The 17,892-nt window shown below is 45.9% G+C and carries 12 protein-coding genes; 8 read left to right on the top strand and 4 right to left on the bottom strand.

Annotated elements, in window-relative coordinates:
* Nucleotides 1–67: 67 nt before the first annotated feature.
* Entirely contained in the window at nucleotides 68–751 is a 684-nt protein-coding gene (locus MKY14_RS22490) for a metal-dependent hydrolase (protein WP_076129245.1), read from the top strand.
* Between the two features lie 66 nt (nucleotides 752–817).
* On the opposite strand, the gene MKY14_RS22485 is transcribed toward MKY14_RS22490, so the two are convergent.
* Nucleotides 818–2,005: an MGDG synthase family glycosyltransferase gene (locus MKY14_RS22485; protein ID WP_076129244.1), complete on the bottom strand. Its 1,188-nt coding sequence runs from the start codon at nucleotides 2,003–2,005 to the stop codon at nucleotides 818–820.
* Between the two features lie 265 nt (nucleotides 2,006–2,270).
* Between MKY14_RS22485 and MKY14_RS22480 the strand changes: the two genes are divergently transcribed.
* The 5 genes from MKY14_RS22480 (at nucleotide 2,271) to MKY14_RS22460 (ending at nucleotide 12,262) form a co-directional block, all read left to right on the top strand.
* Nucleotides 2,271–2,846 carry a TetR/AcrR family transcriptional regulator gene (locus MKY14_RS22480; RefSeq protein ID WP_076129243.1) on the top strand — a complete coding sequence of 192 codons (576 nt, stop codon included), beginning with the start codon at nucleotides 2,271–2,273 and terminating at the stop codon, nucleotides 2,844–2,846.
* Nucleotides 2,847–3,058: 212 nt separating this feature from the next.
* The gene (locus tag MKY14_RS22475; protein ID WP_076129242.1) at nucleotides 3,059–5,413 is read left to right on the top strand and encodes a YhgE/Pip domain-containing protein; all 2,355 of its coding nucleotides are present in this window, start codon (nucleotides 3,059–3,061) and stop codon (nucleotides 5,411–5,413) included.
* Between the two features lie 376 nt (nucleotides 5,414–5,789).
* Nucleotides 5,790–10,385, top strand: coding sequence for a glutamate synthase large subunit (gene gltB, locus MKY14_RS22470; RefSeq protein WP_076194209.1), 4,596 nt, complete (start codon nucleotides 5,790–5,792; stop codon nucleotides 10,383–10,385).
* A 169-nt stretch (nucleotides 10,386–10,554) separates the two neighbouring features.
* Nucleotides 10,555–11,481, top strand: coding sequence for an ABC transporter ATP-binding protein (locus MKY14_RS22465; RefSeq protein WP_232061156.1), 927 nt, complete (start codon nucleotides 10,555–10,557; stop codon nucleotides 11,479–11,481).
* On the top strand, nucleotides 11,474–12,262 hold the full coding sequence (locus MKY14_RS22460; RefSeq protein ID WP_076185050.1) for an ABC transporter permease: 789 nt from the start codon (nucleotides 11,474–11,476) through the stop codon (nucleotides 12,260–12,262). The genes MKY14_RS22465 and MKY14_RS22460 overlap by 8 nt, the downstream gene beginning before the upstream one ends.
* An 8-nt stretch (nucleotides 12,263–12,270) precedes the next feature.
* Here MKY14_RS22460 and MKY14_RS22455 read toward each other — a convergent pair whose 3' ends face one another.
* Nucleotides 12,271–12,720 carry a bactofilin family protein gene (locus MKY14_RS22455; RefSeq protein WP_038568928.1) on the bottom strand — a complete coding sequence of 150 codons (450 nt, stop codon included), beginning with the start codon at nucleotides 12,718–12,720 and terminating at the stop codon, nucleotides 12,271–12,273.
* A gap of 38 nt (nucleotides 12,721–12,758) precedes the next feature.
* Complete coding sequence (locus tag MKY14_RS22450; protein ID WP_076185051.1) at nucleotides 12,759–14,039, bottom strand: M23 family metallopeptidase; 1,281 nt, start codon at nucleotides 14,037–14,039, stop codon at nucleotides 12,759–12,761.
* 161 nt (nucleotides 14,040–14,200) lie between these two features.
* Here MKY14_RS22450 and cls point away from each other — a divergent pair, with 161 nt between their 5' ends.
* On the top strand, nucleotides 14,201–15,631 hold the full coding sequence (gene cls / locus MKY14_RS22445; RefSeq protein WP_076129238.1) for a cardiolipin synthase: 1,431 nt from the start codon (nucleotides 14,201–14,203) through the stop codon (nucleotides 15,629–15,631).
* A 240-nt stretch (nucleotides 15,632–15,871) separates the two neighbouring features.
* Complete coding sequence (locus MKY14_RS22440; RefSeq protein WP_248547977.1) at nucleotides 15,872–16,711, top strand: YitT family protein; 840 nt, start codon at nucleotides 15,872–15,874, stop codon at nucleotides 16,709–16,711.
* 204 nt (nucleotides 16,712–16,915) lie between these two features.
* Here the strand turns inward: MKY14_RS22440 and ligD are convergent, their stop codons facing one another.
* Nucleotides 16,916–17,800 (bottom strand): non-homologous end-joining DNA ligase, encoded by an 885-nt coding sequence (gene ligD / locus MKY14_RS22435; protein ID WP_076309554.1) that lies wholly within the window; start codon nucleotides 17,798–17,800, stop codon nucleotides 16,916–16,918.
* Nucleotides 17,801–17,892: the final 92 nt, after the last annotated feature.

Below are 17,892 nucleotides of genomic sequence, written 5' to 3'. Positions count from 1 at the left end.
GGATCTGTGAACCTCAGCGCTATATAGGGTAAACTAAACTATATGAATCTGGAGGTGGAAGATAACCATGAAAATCACTTATTATGGACATTCAGCTCTGCTGGTAGAGACGGAGAACGTGAAGGTTATTATTGACCCTTTTTTGTCAGGCAATCCGAACTCCGGTATTTCACCTGCCAATATTTCAGTTGATGCCGTTCTGCTTACTCACGGCCACTCTGACCATTTTGGAGATGCTGTCGAAATTGCCAAGCAGAATGATTGTCCGATCTTTGCGGTGTTTGAGCTTGCCGAATATTGCCGGATGAAAGGTGCACAAGTAAAGCACATGAATATAGGTGGTAGTCATACCTATGCCGGGATGACTGTGAAATTTACGCAGGCATTTCATTCCTCATCCATTCAGGAGGGCGACTCTTGGATTTATGCTGGACAACCCGCGGGGATTTTGTTGACGATTGAGGGCAAGACGATTTTCCATGCGGGGGATACCGCGCTATTCAGCGATCTGCGCCTCATTGGAGAAAGGAATGCGATTGCCCTGGCAGCTCTGCCTATAGGCGATATGCTAACCATGGGACCAGATGACGCCTTGCTGGCCGCACGCTGGCTGCGGGCGGATAAGGTGATCCCGCTACATTACAATACATTTCCGGATATTGCTCAGGATGGTGCTGATTTCTGCGATCGCCTGCACCAAGAGGGAGTAGAAGGTTTCCCGCTTAAAGCTGGTGAGAGTGTAGAAATTTAAACCAACCCGATTTATATTAAAAAAAGCAGGTAGCCGGGAGAAATTCCCTGACTACCTGCTTATTCTTTAAGGTGTAATACATACAGGTTCTTCATTACGTGCTTGCGCTCTAGAGCCTCTGATTTCAGTTGCCTCGCTTACGGGGTTACCTAACATCTTCAGAACAGTAGTCGCACAGCTTTGCGGTTGATGTTTATCTGGAGCGAGACGTCGTCTGCGTTGCTCTTCCAGAACTGAATATTCACGAAGCATCATAGTGAACCATTTGTTCACTACTTCCGAGTCGAGCACCTCTGCCAGCCCAAGCTCTACGAAATATTGGCAGTTTTTCTCTTCCTGACCTGGAATAGCTTTATAGAAAAGCATCGGAATTCCTTTGGCCTGACCTTCTGTGCAGGTCATCCCTCCAGGCTTCGTGATCAGCAGGTCTGAGGCATCCATCAATTTATTGATTTCACTGCTATATCCCAGAATTTTAACATTGGGATGATTAAGCAGTGGATTGGACTTCATTTTGGCGATTAGCTTCTCATTGCTGCCCATACAGAACACGAGCTGAATATCATCCATTCTGGCGGTGAGGGAATGCATAATCTCTTTGCCGAACATTAACCCCCAGCCTCCACCCATAATGAGTACGGTTGGGATATCAGCCAATCCCAGTTCCTTGCGCAGCAGCGTCTTGTTGGAGCGTTCCCAGAACTTTGGATGCACTGGGATGCCAGTGACGGTTACTAGCTCTGGAGCGATCCCACGGCCTGTCAGAATGGATTTGACGCGTGGGGTAGATACGAGATAACGATTGACCTCGGAATTTACCCAGCTCCCATGTGCATCATAATCTGTAATTAATGTATACAGAGGCACATTTAATCCACGACGCTTTAGTCTGGAAATGACCGCAGCCGGAATGGGATGAGTGCAGATAATCAAATCAGGCTTTAGCTGTTCGATCACCTGTGAAGCATGTGTATAAAAAATCCGGTGAAGCGCCATTTTAGTCAACGGGTTCAATGATTTATGATATTGTGTCTTATACATCATGCCGACCAGCTTAGGCTGGCTGCTAACTGTTTTGCGGTAAGCGGAAAGAATCCAAGGGGCGACCGTCGGGTTAAGAAATTTCCCCAGCTCGATGACTCGGCACTGGACATCCGGATTCAGCAGCTTTATTCCTTCGGCCAGAGCATAGGCTGCTCCTGTGTGGCCCGTACCGAAGCCTTCCGAAAACAGCAGTACTCTTTTCTTTCGCATAAGTTCACCTGCTACTTTCCTTTTCTATAGAAATGCTTTCCTTCTTCTAATTATACTAGGAAATCTATACTATACTCACATTATACAAGTAAGACGTAAATAGAAAGTTAAAACCCTGCAATAAATAAAAAAATAAAAGGTTCGCCCAAAGTATTGCAAACTAGAAAACAACATGATAAAGTAGTGAATGACCAATTGACCGGATTAGTAAAGTGGTCAGAAGTCAGCGGGAACGATATTTTCTGGAGAAAGGAAGTGTGCACAGGTGGCAGTGGTGGATCGAAGACAGCAGGTGCTTCAGGCCGCAGCGAAATCTTTTTCATTATTTGGCTATAAGGCAACTACAATGGATCAGGTTGCTAAGATTGCAAATGTCGGTAAGGGAACCATCTACACCTTTTTTACAAACAAAGAGCAATTGTTTGACGAGATCCTGCGCGATATGATGATGGAAATGAAGACGATAGCTGAACGGGAGATCAGGCGAGACAGACCTTTCTTTGATAACTTGCATCGTGTGCTGGATGCTCTGCTTGAGTTTCGAAGTGAGCAGGAGCTATTCATAAAACTTTCCCAGGAGAATCGCGAATTCGGTACGCCGCAGGCTGGAGAAGGACTCGAGAAGATCGAGAACGTAGTTTTAGAATATTTAGAACGGGAGGTGCAACAAGCGCTCCAACAGGGAGAAATCAAACCTTGCGATCCCAAAATCGTCTCGGTAGTCATGTTCAGATTATATATTGTATTGACTGCTGAACTGAATAAAACACATACTCCCTTGGACAAGGAACAGATCAAGATGTATTTTCATTTGTTTCTCGCCGAAGGATTGGCACAGTAAGGGTTGATTCAGGATAGGGATGGCGTTCTCAGCATCACTCGATTCGCTTTCCCTTAACAATTCTCAAGATGATTAGGCATTGAAGAAGAGCCGCAAGGCATTTTTTTATACCCTGAATTGACCGAATGGGGAAAACAGTCACTTAGTGTTACGTAATATTTCGCAAACAAAGCATTTTAAAGAGAGCATAAGCTCATAAGGAGAGAACCAGAATGAAATCATTATCCGTATTTACCAAGGATCTTGGCGCAGCCCTTAGAAATCCGAAGGTGCTGATTCCAATGATTGCTATCCTATTTATTCCGGTGATGTACAGCGGATTCTTCCTGAAGGCATTCTGGGATCCGTATGGCAAGATGAATGAACTTCCGGTTGCTGTGGTCAACCAGGATGTCGGCGCTAATTATGAAGGCAAGCAACTACAAGCCGGTAATGATCTTATAGAAGAGTTGAAGGTAACCGACGGCTTCCAGTGGAACTTCGTTTCCCTTGAAGAAGCGGAAGCAGGAATGAAGGACAATACTTATTATATGTCGATCATTGTTCCGGAAGACTTTTCTGCCAAAGCTACTACTCTTATGGATGATGAACCACAGCCGGCAAAAATTATTTATGAGCCAAATGAAGGTTATAACTTCTTGGCTGGTCAGATCGGTGGTACGGCTGTAGCAGAAATTAAAAATAAAGTATCTGCTAAAGTAACAGAAGCTTATGTGGAGTCTGTATTCAATCAGATTACAGAAGTATCTGATGGATTGGGCGAAGCCGGAGATGGTGCTTCCAAGATCGCTGATGGCGCTGGTAAGCTAGATGACGGAGCCTTGAAGCTGAAAGATAATCTACTTGTACTGACAGATGGTACAGGTAAACTTCAAAATGGTGTAGAACCCCTTACACAAGGCGTGACTGATTTGAATGCAGGTGCTACGGCGCTTAAAACAGGATCAACCACGTTGGCAAGCGGATTGCAACAATTGTCTACTGCACATACGCAACTTCAAGACGGTGTTGCCCAAAGTTCTGCCGGCAGTAAACAGCTTAGTGACGGCTTGAAACAAGCTGTAACAGGTGCTACACAGCTTCAGGCGGGAACACAGTCTGCTGTGGATGGTACTTCTAAACTACAAGCAGGAACACAATCTTTAGTTGATGGCAGCGCGAAGCTGGAAGCGGGCTTAACTTCTTCCGTAGATGGCAGCGCGAAACTGGAAGCGGGTTTGCAAGCTTCCGCCGCAGGCAGCACGAAGGTAACTGAGGGTGCTAAAGCGGTAGCTCAAGGATTGGAGCAATTGGCACAGGCTAGTCCTGAGCTGGCACAAAATCCAGCGGTACAGAAGCTGCTGGCAGCTAGTGCAGCCGTGGCACAAGGCAGTGAGCAACTGCAACAAAGCCAAGAGCAGCTGGCACAGGGTGCTACTGCACTCCACAGTGGGCAAGAGCAACTGGCACAAGGTGCAACTCAACTGCACTCGGGGTCACAGCAGTTAGCTGCTGGTGTAACTCAGTTGCATGATGGAGCTAAGCAATTAAATGCTGGTAGCACACAGCTGTTGACAGGACAACAAAAACTGGCACAAGGCGCATCTGCACTTGTAGCTGGTGGCGATAAGCTGAATGCAGGAATGCAACAATTTGGTGCGAAGCTTAAAGAAGCTGCAGCTGGAGGCAGCAAGCTGGCTGAAGGCGGTAAAGCACTTGGTGATGGTACCTCAAAACTGCTTAGCGGTGTAGGCGAACTAGGTTCCGGTATCAGTGCGGTAGCAGATGGTTCGAAAAAACTGGCTGATGGCGCAGGCGAGCTGAAAGATGGTATGGATGATCTGAAATCTGGATCAACAGAACTGGCAACTAAGCTTGGCGATGCTGCTGAAAAAACAGGCAGTGTGAACAAAACAGATGCAATGATGGAAATGTTCGCACAACCAGTTGTGGTTGAGGATAAAGTTGTGAATCATGTTCCGAACTATGGTACAGGTTTTGCTCCTTACTTCCTATCCCTTGGATTGTTTGTAGGTGCTTTGATTTCAACAATTGTTATTCCAATGCGTGATTCGGCTGTCCTTGGTGCTAGCCGTATGAACCGTTTCATCAGCCGTACGCTTACCTTCACAATCATGAGCTTCATCCAGTCTATGCTGGCTGCTGTGGTTGTATTGTACGGACTTGGACTGGAAGTACAAAGTAAACCGCTATTCTTCGTATTTACATTCTTAACAAGCTTAGTTTACACATGGGTAGTTCAAGCGATTGTTACTTGGATGGATCAACCGGGACGTTTCGTTGTTATCGTTATTCTGATTTTCCAATTAACAACTAGTGCCGGAACATTCCCACTTGAATTGATCCCTGACTGGATGAAATTCTTTAATCCACTGCTTCCAATGACTTACACAGTTAGTGGTCTCAAAGCAGTAATTTCTACAGGTGATTTCAGTGCAATGTGGGGAGATGTAGGTATCCTGGCAATCTTTGGTCTTGGATTCCTTGCTCTTACCTTCGCTTACTTCATGACTCGTAGCCGTGAGAATGAAGTTGGAGTGAATAGTGAACAAGTTTTGACTGTATAAACTGATAAATTTTTTGAAAAAAAAGTATAAAAAAGCGTCTCCTCTGGGAGACGCTTTTTTTGATTTAAAATCATAAAAACCCTTTTTCTTGCAAACATATTAGAAGGAGTGAAAAATCTTGTAACGCTTTCATTGCATATGCACTTATGCGTTATTTATGTATAATTATGCAACATGAAGTTTTTTTAAACTTTTACTCGCTAAAGCTGTGATGCAAAAACAATTGTTAATCAGCATCATAAAAAAGTTTAAATTGCGCTGATGATACCTCGGTGATAAAATAATAGCACTAATCTGGATTGAATAATTATTAAGATTTTCATGTGAAAAATTTTCCTAACACATTGCATACTTTATAATAGAAAGGTTGCGTTCGATGAAACACACTGAACTGCCCGTAAAACAGGGCCTGTATGATCCCCAGTTCGAAAAAGATGCTTGCGGCATGGGATTTGTAGCTCATATTAAAGGCACACCGTCTCACAATATCGTAAGTAATGCTTTGACAATGCTCTTTAATATGGAGCATCGGGGAGGCCAAGGTAGCGAACCCAACTCTGGTGACGGAGCAGGTATCATGCTTCAAATTCCGCACCGTTTCTTTGCAAGCGAAGCTCAGAAGCTAGGCTTTGCTTTGCCGGAACAAGGCCATTATGGCGTGGGCATGATCTTTTTATCTCATAACGAAGAAGTTCGGGCGCAGCATGAAGCTCTCTTAAGCAATATTATTGCTGAAGAAGGTCAAATAGTACTCGGCTATCGTGATGTGCCTACCTATGATGAAATGCTTGGCAAGACAGCGAAAGCTGCTAAGCCTTTTGTGCGTCAAGTATTTATCGGCCGCTCGGCTTCGGTCACGAATGAGTTGTCTTTTGAACGTAAGCTTTATGTAATCCGCAAACGTGCAGAGCTTGCCATTCGTTACGGTGGTGCAGAAGAGGATGAATCCTTCTATATTCCAAGCTTGTCGTGCCGTAAGATTGTATACAAAGGCATGCTGACTACAGAACAAGTCGGACAATTCTACCTGGATTTGCAGAACGAAGAGCTGGAATCAGCGATCGCGTTAGTTCACTCCCGTTTCAGCACGAACACCTTCCCAAGCTGGGAACGTGCGCATCCCTACCGCTTTATGATCCACAACGGTGAGATCAACACCTTGCGTGGTAATGTGAACTGGATGCATGCGCGCCAGTCATTGTTTAAGAGCGAAGTGTTTGGTGAAGATCTGAACAAGATCAAGCCTGTTATTAACCCGGATGGATCGGACACTGCAATGTTCGATAACACCTTTGAGTTTCTCTATTTGAGCGGACGCTCCCTGCCACAGGTAGCCATGATGATGGTTCCTGAACCATGGAGCAATCATGATAGTATGGATGCTGATAAAAAAGCATTTTATGAATACCACAGTACTCTAATGGAGCCATGGGACGGGCCTGCTGCAATGGGCTTTACCGATGGGATACAAATCGGCGCTATTCTGGACCGTAACGGCCTGCGTCCTGCTCGTTATTATGTAACGAAAGACGATATGATTATTTTATCCTCAGAAGCCGGTGTACTGGACATTCCAGCAGAGGACATCTTATATAAAGACCGCCTGAAACCTGGCCGCATGCTGCTCGTGGATACGAAGGAAGGCCGCATTATCTCTGATGAGGAAGTTAAATCGGCTATCGCCTCTGAGAAGCCTTATCGCCAGTGGCTGGATGAGCATTTGATCAGTCTTGATGAGCTTCCGGATGCACCTGAACTGCCAAATCCTAAGCATGACAATGTACAACAGCTACAGCAGGCTTTCGGCTATACTTTTGAAGACTTGCGCAAGGTGCTTGAGCCAATGGCATCTACTGGTGCTGAAGCTGTCGGTTCCATGGGTTATGATGCTCCACTCGCCGTATTTTCGGACCGCCCGCAACGTCTCTATAACTATTTCAAACAAATGTTTGCTCAGGTAACGAATCCACCCATCGATGCCATTCGTGAAGAGCTGGTTACATCCACAACGACTACGATTGGACCAGAGCGTAATTTGCTTAAACCGGAACCGGAAAGCTGCCGCCAGATCTCGCTGCAAACGCCAATTCTTTCGAACGAAGATTTTGCTAAGATTCGCCATGTTCGCCGTGCAGGCTTCAAATCGATGTCTATTCCAATTCTTTTCCCGGCTGAGCTTGGGTCAGAAGGATTACGCATCGCGCTTGAGCGCATGAACGAGGCTGCTGACCGTGTTATGGCTAAAGGGCATAACATTCTGATTCTGACTGACCGCGGTGTGGACAGTGAGAATGCTGCGATTCCAGCTCTGCTTGCGGTATCGAGTCTGCATCACCATTTGATCCGCCAAGGAACACGGACGAAGGTTAGTATTTTGCTGGAATCCGGTGAACCACGTGAAGTCCATCATTATGCGTTGCTGCTCGGTTATGGTGTGAGTGCAGTAAACCCTTATCTGGCTTTTGAAAGCTTGGATGACATGATCGGCCAAGGCTTATTGCGGGGAATCTCGCATGAAAAAGCAGTGAAGAACTATATTAAAGCTGCGACTAAGAGCGTAGTTAAGATTCTTTCTAAAATGGGAATTTCGACGATTCAATCTTACCGCGGTGCGCAGATTTTTGAAGCTGTCGGTCTGAACTCTGAGTTCGTGGATCGTTACTTTACTTGGACACCTTCCCGGATTGGGGGGATTGGCCTGGAGGAAGTGGCAACTGAGGCGCTTATCCATCATAACCGTGCTTTTACAGAAAAAGACGGAAATGATAAGGTGCTTGACTCCGGTGGCGATTATCAATGGCGTAATGATGGGGAAGAGCATCTATTCAATCCACAGACGATTCATCTGCTTCAGCACTCTGTGCGTAGCGGGAATTATGATATGTACAAGAAATATGCTGCCCTTGTTCAAGGAGAAAGCGAGAAGCAATTGACGCTTCGTTCCTTGTTGCAATTCAAGTCAGCCTATGAACCGATTCCACTGGAAGAAGTAGAATCTGCATCGTCCATTATGAAACGGTTTAAGACGGGTGCAATGTCCTTTGGTTCCATTAGTAAGGAAGCACATGAGACACTGGCCATTGCGATGAACCGTATCGGTGGTAAGAGTAATACAGGTGAAGGTGGCGAAGATCCAGCCCGCTATATTCCGGATAGCAATGGTGATTCACGTCGCAGTGCGATTAAACAAGTAGCTTCTGGACGTTTTGGTGTTACCTCGAACTACCTAGTTAACGCTGATGAGATCCAGATTAAAATGGCTCAGGGTGCTAAACCAGGGGAAGGTGGACAGCTTCCGGGACGTAAAGTTTATCCTTGGGTCGCTGAAGTACGTGGCTCAACAGCAGGTGTCGGTCTGATCTCACCTCCACCGCATCATGATATTTACTCTATCGAGGATTTGGCAGAGCTGATCTATGATCTGAAAAATGCAAATCCACGTGCAAACATTAATGTTAAGCTCGTATCGGAAGTTGGAGTGGGTACGATTGCTGCGGGTGTAGCCAAAGGGCGCGCTGATATTATCTTGGTTAGTGGCTATGATGGAGGTACAGGGGCATCGCCGATGAACTCCATTCGTCATGCGGGTCTTCCGTGGGAGCTTGGCTTGGCTGAAACCCATCAGACATTGATGCTCAACAATCTGCGTGACCGTGTAGTTCTGGAAACAGATGGTAAAATGCTAAGCGGCCGCGATTTGGCTGTAGCTGTATTGCTTGGGGCCGAAGAGTATGGTTTTGCCACTGCTCCGCTAGTATCTGTTGGCTGTATAATGATGCGTGTCTGCCAAATGGATACTTGTCCGGTTGGTGTAGCTACACAGAATCCGGATCTTCGTAAGAATTTTACCGGTGATCCGCAGCATGTAGTTAACTTTATGACCTTCGTGGCACAGGATCTACGTGAAATTATGGCAAGTCTCGGCTTCCGTACAATTGAAGAGATGGTAGGCCGTACCGATTGTCTAGACGCAACTCAGGCGTCGAAGCATTGGAAGAAGAAAGGCATAGATTTGAGCAGCCTGCTGCATACACCGGAATTACCGGAAGGAAGCACACGCTTCCGCAGTAAATACCAGAATCATGGTCTGGAAGAGACACTGGATGTTTCGCAGCTGCTCGACCTGGCAGCACCTGCACTGGAATCAGGTACGGCTGTTGAGGCATCACTGCCAATCACGAACGTTAATCGTGCCGTCGGAACTATCCTTGGCAGCGAGCTGACCCGCAAGTATGGGGCCGCAGGTTTGCCGGATGATACGATTCGGCTTCATTTCACCGGTTCTGCTGGTCAAAGCTTGGGTGCATTCGTGCCTAAGGGAATCACGCTTACGGTGGAAGGAGATTCCAATGACTATGTAGGTAAAGGATTGTCGGGTGGTAAGATTATTATCAAGCCATCTCCGAAAGCTACCTTTGCTGCTGAGGACAATATCATTATCGGAAATACTGCATTCTACGGTGCAACAGGTGGAGAAGCTTATATTAACGGTATCGCTGGTGAACGTTTTGCCGTCCGTAACTCCGGAGCGAAGGTTGTTGTAGAAGGCGTGGGTGACCATGGCTGTGAATACATGACTGGAGGCCGAGTGGTTGTCCTTGGTGAAACTGGCCGTAACTTTGCGGCAGGGATGTCAGGCGGTATCGCTTATGTCTACGACCCAGATAGAACCTTCATCGGCCGCTGCAATCTCGAAATGGTACTGCTCGAGAGAGTGGAAGAGTCTGAGGAGATCGAAGAGCTGCGTGAGCTGATTATCCGCCATACCGAGCTTACAGGTAGTGCGGCTGGCGCACGAGTACTGAATCAGTGGGCAGATAGCTTGCCGAACTTCGTTCGTGTCATTCCGAAGGATTACAAACGGATGATGGAGCAAATTCGCAAGGTAGAACAAACCGGATTGACCGGAGAAGCTGCGTTGATGGCTGCATTTGAAGCAAATATGCGCGAGCTTGCCCGTGTTGGCGGTTAAACTGTTGTTCTTGAATGAAATAGGAACTAAATGAATAAGGGGACCTGACTCTTCCTAATACCGGAGAAGTCAGGTTCCTTTTTTAGCTGGCAGACTCTTATCCTCTAGTGATTTTCGAAAAAAAGGGTATATGTGGTAAACTAGGTTATAGATGAAAGGAAGTGAGACTATGTCGAATACAGAAATATTGATGGAGCCTGTTGCCCGCCTGCAGGGAGTCACCAAAAAAATCGGCTCGAAAACGCTGGTGAGCGATTTAACGCTGGACATCCCGCCTGGACAAATCTTCGGTTTTTTGGGACCCAACGGAGCAGGTAAGACTACTACAATACGGATGATGGTAGGGTTGATTTCCATTAGTCGTGGAGACATCTTGATCTGTGGCCGTAGTATTAAAAACCATTTTGAAGAGGCTATCGCAAATATAGGGGCCATTGTAGAAAATCCAGAGATGTACAAGTTCCTCACCGGTTATCAGAATCTGCGCCAATATGCACGGATGGTGCCAGGGGTAACAAAGCAACGGATAGATGAGGTTGTCGAGCTAGTCGGACTAGGTCAAAGAATTCATGACAAAGTTAAGACCTATTCGCTAGGTATGCGTCAGAGGCTGGGAGTGGCTCAAGCACTGCTGCACAGACCCAAGCTGCTGATTCTAGATGAGCCAACCAACGGGCTGGACCCACAAGGGATACGCGAGCTCCGAGACTATTTACGCCGTTTATGTCAGGAAGAAGGAACAACTGTATTCGTCTCCAGTCATTTACTTTCCGAGATGGAGCTCATGTGTGACAGCGTTGCGATTATCCAAAATGGACGACTGGTGGATGTGAAGCAGCTGAAAGGGGTAGGCAATACTGTAATGCCTCTGGGAGAAACCTTGTTCGAGGTTGATAATGCTGAGGCTGCGTTAGCCCTCATTGGACGTGGAGTATTTAAGAGTGGGGGACTTGTGCTTGAGGCAGAGCGTGAGGAGATTGCAGAATTAAATGCCAAGCTAGTGGCAGGTGGGATTAAGGTGTATAACATCAGAACCCTTGCCCGTACGCTGGAGGATCAATTCTTAGAGGTTACAGGAGGTGAAGGAATTGGGTGAGTTTACAGCTCTCATACATAATGAGAATATCAAAATATACAGCCGTGTCCGCACATGGATTATGCTGCTTATTCTTGCAGTGATGAGCGTGCTGCTTCCTGCGCTTATTTATTTCACAAGCGAAGGCGATTCATCGCTTATGGGGCTTTGGGACAACTTTCAGATGACGGTGAGTATTGCGTTCTTCTTGAATACAATCTTTACCGTTGTAGTGGCTTCTGACTCCGTAGCGGGCGAATTTACCTGGGGAACCATTAAGCTGCTGCTGATTCGCCCGTGGAGTCGCTCCAAGATCCTGCTCTCGAAATATATTTCCATGGTGTTATTCAGTTTGCTTAGCACCGCAGTATTGATTGCTTTTGGGTTTGGTGCTTCGTTAATCTTCTCCTCATCTTCGGGAGATACGATGTCATCCATTACGGCTTGGAGTCCAGCGGAATATTCCTTCCTAGATCTCCTATGTCGTTACATTGAGCTTTTCCTGACTGCTGCTCTGGCTTTCATGGTATCTAGCGTATTCCGCGCAAGTGGGCTGGCTATTGGATTATCCTTATTTATTATGTTTGCCAAGAGTATTTTTACGGTTATTTTTAGTCCAGAACGGTTTGAATGGGCCCAATACTTGATCTTCACACATATGGATCTAAGAGGTTACCTATTGTCGGATACGGGTCCGGGGGGCTCAACACTTGGCTTCTCCATAGCTGTATTAGCGGTGTACTATATCCTATTCCTGGCCATTTCCTGGATTGTCTTCCGTAAAAGGGACGTTGCTTCATAGAAATAAGTCTAGCCGGCCTCAAGTGTTCCTTGAGCTTTGGAGGAGCGCTTGGCTGCCTTGTCCTTTTTCATATTACTTTTGGGCTCACCTGCTTTTTCAGAGGTGGGCTGTTCTTGCATGGCAATGGAGCCATTCAGGAGGCTGCCTTCCATAATGCTAAGTGCTCCTGCTGAAATATTGCCATGCAATTCTCCGGTTCCGGTCATAATGAGTCTGCGATCTGCCGTAACATCCCCGTATACTTTGCCGGCAATCACGATTTCTTCCGCTTTAATACTGGAGCGCACTGTTCCTTCTTCTCCTACAGTCACGACACCACTGCAAATAATCTCACCGCTAAAGGTACCCTCAATCCGCAGGTTTGTATCACATTGCACCTTACCCTCCAGTGTTCCTCCATGCCCAATTAGGGAATCGGTAGATTTAAAGGGGACACGCTGCTGCCGTTTGTTCCACATTTATAAATTCCTCCTATTTTGAAATTAAATGCAACCCTTTAGGGTTTGACATACGCCAAAGGGTTGACTGTTTTATTCTGCTTCACAACCTGAAAATGAAGATGAGGACCTGTGCTTCGGCCAGTGCTTCCAAGCAAGCCGATTTTCTGCCCTTTGCTAACCTTGTCTCCCGCAGATACGATCATTCCGTTCAAATGCATGTACCAGGTTTCCAATCCATTTGAATGCTTAATCACGATGTATTTTCCGCGTGCGCCCATTTGTTCCGCAGTAATAACCTCGCCATCTAAGGCAGCATATACAGGATCACCGATGTTCCCAGCAATATCGACACCGGAATGGAACGCAGACAAACCTTTGAATGGATCTGAGCGGTAGCCGAAGCTTGAAGAAATGACTTTGGACTCGGTAGGCCAGAGCGGTACAGCGTTAAGTTTAGCCTTTTCTGCACGGGCCTTTTGAGCTTGCAGATTTGCCTGTACGTTATTCTCGTGCTCTGCCTGTGTGATCGTCTGTGTGATACTTTCCACCATTTCATCAAGCATCCCGTGAATCTCCTCAAAGTCATCCTTAGTTTCTTCCACCAAGCTCGTAGCGTCGTTCTGATACACCGCGATGTATTCTCCACCAACCTGCGGGGTGAGTGTTTTTGGAAGGGCTGCGGTGATGGCCCCAAAGCGGAAACTTATGGCGGATAGAGAAGTGGAAGATGAGTTCTCTTCTGTACTCTGCTTAAAGGAAGTCTCTTTAGGAACAGGAGAAGAAAGACGGTTCGATAAACCTAATGTTGAATTTGAAGTGGCCGATCCAGCTTTTGATTTTTCTGTTGCGGATTTCTCCGGTTGAGATTCATTCGTGTCTGTAGCGGCAGCAGCACCTTTGCTTTTGTTAATCAATGCTTGCAGCTCCTGTTCCAGTGCATTTACACTCTTCAGCTTGTCTTTAATGTTATCTGCCTCTTCCGAAAGTTCGCTGACCTGGCTACGAAGCTGTGTTAAATCTTTATCCTTGTCGGCGACCTTCATTTCCATGCGGAGATTGGTTAGCGATAGTGCGGCTGCCTCGGCTTCTAGCTGTGAGATGGACTGAGAGGCATGGAAATGCATAGAGGTGACCAGACTGGAGATAGACAGGGCTGCTGCTGCCGGTAAGGCGAACGCTAGCGGTTTGGAGATGTGGAGCTGTTTGACTGGACGTCCGGCATCCCTTACGACAAGCAGCGTAATCCGTTTATGATCTGGCTGACTCTTCATGGCTTCTCCTTTCTGCGGCTTATGGCAGCCGCTTGCGATACCTGAGGCTAACGACTTTTCTTCCATTAGGCTCATCCGAATTGTCCTACTACTCTATGTATTCCATATCTTTCAGGAACATGACAACGGTTTGTTTGAATAAAGAAGGAGAGTTACGGCAAAACCTGTACTAGAGTCATCGCAGAGAGTCTATTGCATCTGTTTTTATTAATTGAGGGGGTAGAGAATTGAAGATTTTCGCGATAATTCTAATTCTTTTTATCATACAGATTGCATTGATTGTATTTCTGGAGTACCGACGCCCGCAAAGGGCTATAGCATGGTTGTTTATTTCCTTCTGTTGTCCACCGCTCGGTCTGGCATTCTATTATTTTCTAGGTCGTGACTACAGACAGAATAGAAAATTGAACAAAAGATGTACTTCACTCTTCCGGGAAATCCGTTCGTATGTCACTGGTAAGATTAAGGTAGTAAAACAAGCGTCGGATACTGGAAACGCTCAGTTTGAGAATAACGAGGGTTTATTGGTTTTGCTTGCAAAGCTCTCGGAAGGGCCTATTACAGGCCATAACAAAAGCAGAGTGCTGTCAACTGCAAGAGAAGCTTACGACGCTATGCTGGAAGCCATGGAAGAGGCAAAAGAACATATCCACATGCAATTTTATATTTATCGTGATGATGAGATCGGAGAACAGTTTCAGGACGTTATGATTCGAAAGGCGCGGCAGGGAGTAAAGGTGCGTTTGCTTTGTGATGGACTGGGCAGTCATCGATTAAGCCGTAGGTTTATTCGAACCCTGAGAAATGCCGGGGTGGAGTTCCACTTTTTTTTACCTCCGATTAGTTCTTTACTGGATCGTCGGTTTAATTTCCGCAATCATCGGAAGATCCTAGTGGTGGACGGATTGATTGGTTTTACGGGGGGAATGAATATCGGTGATGATTACTTAGGAAAGGACGCCAAGATGGGTTACTGGCGCGATACCCATCTGCGTTTAGAAGGAGATTCTGTTTATTATATTCAGTATGTCTTCCTGAAGGATTGGAGACTGGCCTCTGGTGAAGGTATGAGTCATCCTCGTTTGTTCCCTGAGCACTCTTGCAAGGAGCAAGAGGCCGTGCAGATTGTAGGAAGTGGACCGGATGCTGCGATCGATGCTTCTCAGGAGATGTATTTTGCCGCTTTTTGCTCTGCTAGGGAACGGATCTGGATTACTTCACCGTATTTTATTCCGGATCCTGCGATTTGTCGTGCTTTGAAGAGTGCAGTCCTTCGTGGAGTGGATGTTAGAATCATCATTCCGGCAAAGCCTGATAATAAGCTTGTTTATCATGCTTCTTTGTCTTATCTGGAGAATTTACAAGATGCAGGCGTGAAGTTCTATCGCTACACCAAAGGATTTATGCATGCCAAAGTCATGATTGTGGATGATCTGCTGGGTACGGTGGGAAGTGCGAATCTGGATATGCGCAGCTTCTATTCTAATTTCGAAATGACAGCGGTTTTGCTGCATCCTGAGACGATAGCAGAGCTAGTTGCGGGGTTTGAAAAGGATCAAAAGAACAGTGAATTCATTGATCCTGTAAAATTTAAGGAGAGAGGGAGAATTGTCAAACTCGGTGAAGGGCTATGTCAGTTGTTATCACCGCTGTTATGACCGGAAAGAGGACTAAATCTGAATTTTTCGAAGGATAGTACGTGTTCCATTCATTATTAGAGCATATTTTGTGATATAATAATTGTATAAGAAGAAATGTAAGAAAGTATAGATTGTAGTTATACTTCCGAATGTTTCAAAACTATACTGTTAAATTGTAGGGGGAGTTCTATGAATGTGAGTCCACAAATGTTTACCAAAGAGGAGCAGAACAAACTGCAGAAGACCGGTGCCCATAAAATGGCTAAGTTCGCGCAGCGTATGATCATGTTATCCGTAGGGGCCGCCATGATGGCTGTTGCACTTGAGATATTCCTAGTACCTAATCAAATGATTGATGGCGGGATTACCGGTATCTCCATTATTTTATCACATTTATTTGACATTCCTCTGGGTATATTATTGACACTGCTCAACCTTCCGTTCCTGTTAATCGGTTATAAGCAAATCGGTAAGACATTTGCCTTATCTACCTTATATGCGATTTTACTTATGTCTATCGGCACTTCAATGCTGCATCATGTAGAGGCCTTTACAGTTGAACCGATGCTTGCTGCCGTGTTTGGCGGTATCATTCTAGGTGTAGGTGTTGGATTGGTTGTACGTTTCGGGGGATCTCTAGACGGTACAGAAATTGTTGCGATTTTGGTAGCCAAGAAGCTTCCCTTTTCTGTAGGTGAAGTAGTTATGTTCTTCAACCTGTTCATCTTGTCCGGAGCTGGATTTGTGTTCGGTTGGAATAACGCGATGTTCTCCCTGATTGCTTATTATATTGCATTTAAGGTTATTGACATCACCCTTGAGGGTCTGGATCAATCGAAATCAGTATGGATTATCAGTGATAAATTCCGCGATATCGGGGAAGCTCTGACAGAGCGTCTTGGACGTGGTGTTACTTATTTAGATGGAGAAGGCGGATTTTCCGGTGAGAACAAGAAAGTGATCTTTGTAGTTATCACCCGTCTGGAAGAAGCTAAGCTTAAAACCATTGTTGAAGATTGGGATTCTGATGCATTCATCGCAATAGGTAACATCCATGATGTTAAAGGTGGCCGCTTCAAGAAGAAATCCATCCACTAGCGTAGCTCTTAAGTATCATTAACTGAAAGAAGGTATTTTTACGGATAAAAAAGCAATAAATACGGTGAACAAAGCTCGGCCTGCCGTATTCTTATATAGTATACCTTCTGTCCTTGAGTGGGACGCCAAATAAGCTCGTAGCATGTAGTTGATGCTGCGGGCTTATTGCTGTTTTTAGGGTCTTTTTTCTATGGGATTGCTCCTTTATGGGAGCTTAGCAATGAGCTGTTCAACGGGCTGTGGGGGCACTTTCTCTAAAAGATCTCCCATACGCAGAAGGCGTTCCTCGATATTGAGCAGATGAAAATTAGAGGGAGATACATTTTGCTGAACCTCCTCCCAGAGCAAGGGTGTAGAAACTGTAGCAAATGGTCTTGCGCGTGGTGTGTAAGGTGCAGCTAATGTTTTGCCGCTATAATGCTGAAGGTAGTCAAAATAAATTTTATCTCCGCGATTCTTTTTTAGACGTTCCAGGGTGAACAGGTTGGGATGCTTTTCGGTGACATAACGACCCACAAAATGCCCGATTTTCCGCAATCCATCAAAAGTAACGCCAGTCTCGATAGGGACGATGATTTGCACCCCGGTAGCACCGGAGGTTTTGGGTACAGAGGAGAGGCCAAGGGAGGTTAAGACCCCCCCAACGATCGCAGTTGCTTCCATGATACGAGGTTCGATTTCAAGTGACGGATCAAGATCAATCATCCACTCACAGGGCAGCTCGCTGCCTACATAATGCAGGGAAGGGTGGAATTCCAAAGCGGCGAGATTTCCCAGCCAAATCAGCTCAGGTAACCCTTGCAGCTTGATATAGTTAATATTCTCGTGCACAGCGGTTTGGACAAAGGCCGGAAGCGGATCAGGCGCATTTTTCTGATAAAAGGACATTCCAGTGATGCCGTGCGGATAACGAATGACGGTAAGCAGCCGGTCTCGGCAATAACGCAGCAGATAGGGAGAGAGTGCAGCGAGCTTTTGCAGATAAATCCGTTTGGTAATGCCACATTCAGGCCATAGCAGCTTCTCTGGGTTAGTGATGATGATTTCTTCTCCGTCTATGGTAATTGTACCTTTGATCGCTGCCGGCATCGGGGAAACTCCTTTCTGTGATAGGAATGAAGGTATTATGTGTCAGTCTGCTCCTTTTCATGAAAAAAATATTCCCAAAGTGTCCCTTTTGG

It is taken from the genome of Paenibacillus sp. FSL R5-0887 (genome assembly GCF_038002305.1).
Taxonomy (GTDB): Bacteria; Bacillota; Bacilli; order Paenibacillales; family Paenibacillaceae; genus Paenibacillus_AQ; species Paenibacillus_AQ odorifer.
This window is presented reverse-complemented; position numbering and strand designations above follow the sequence as displayed.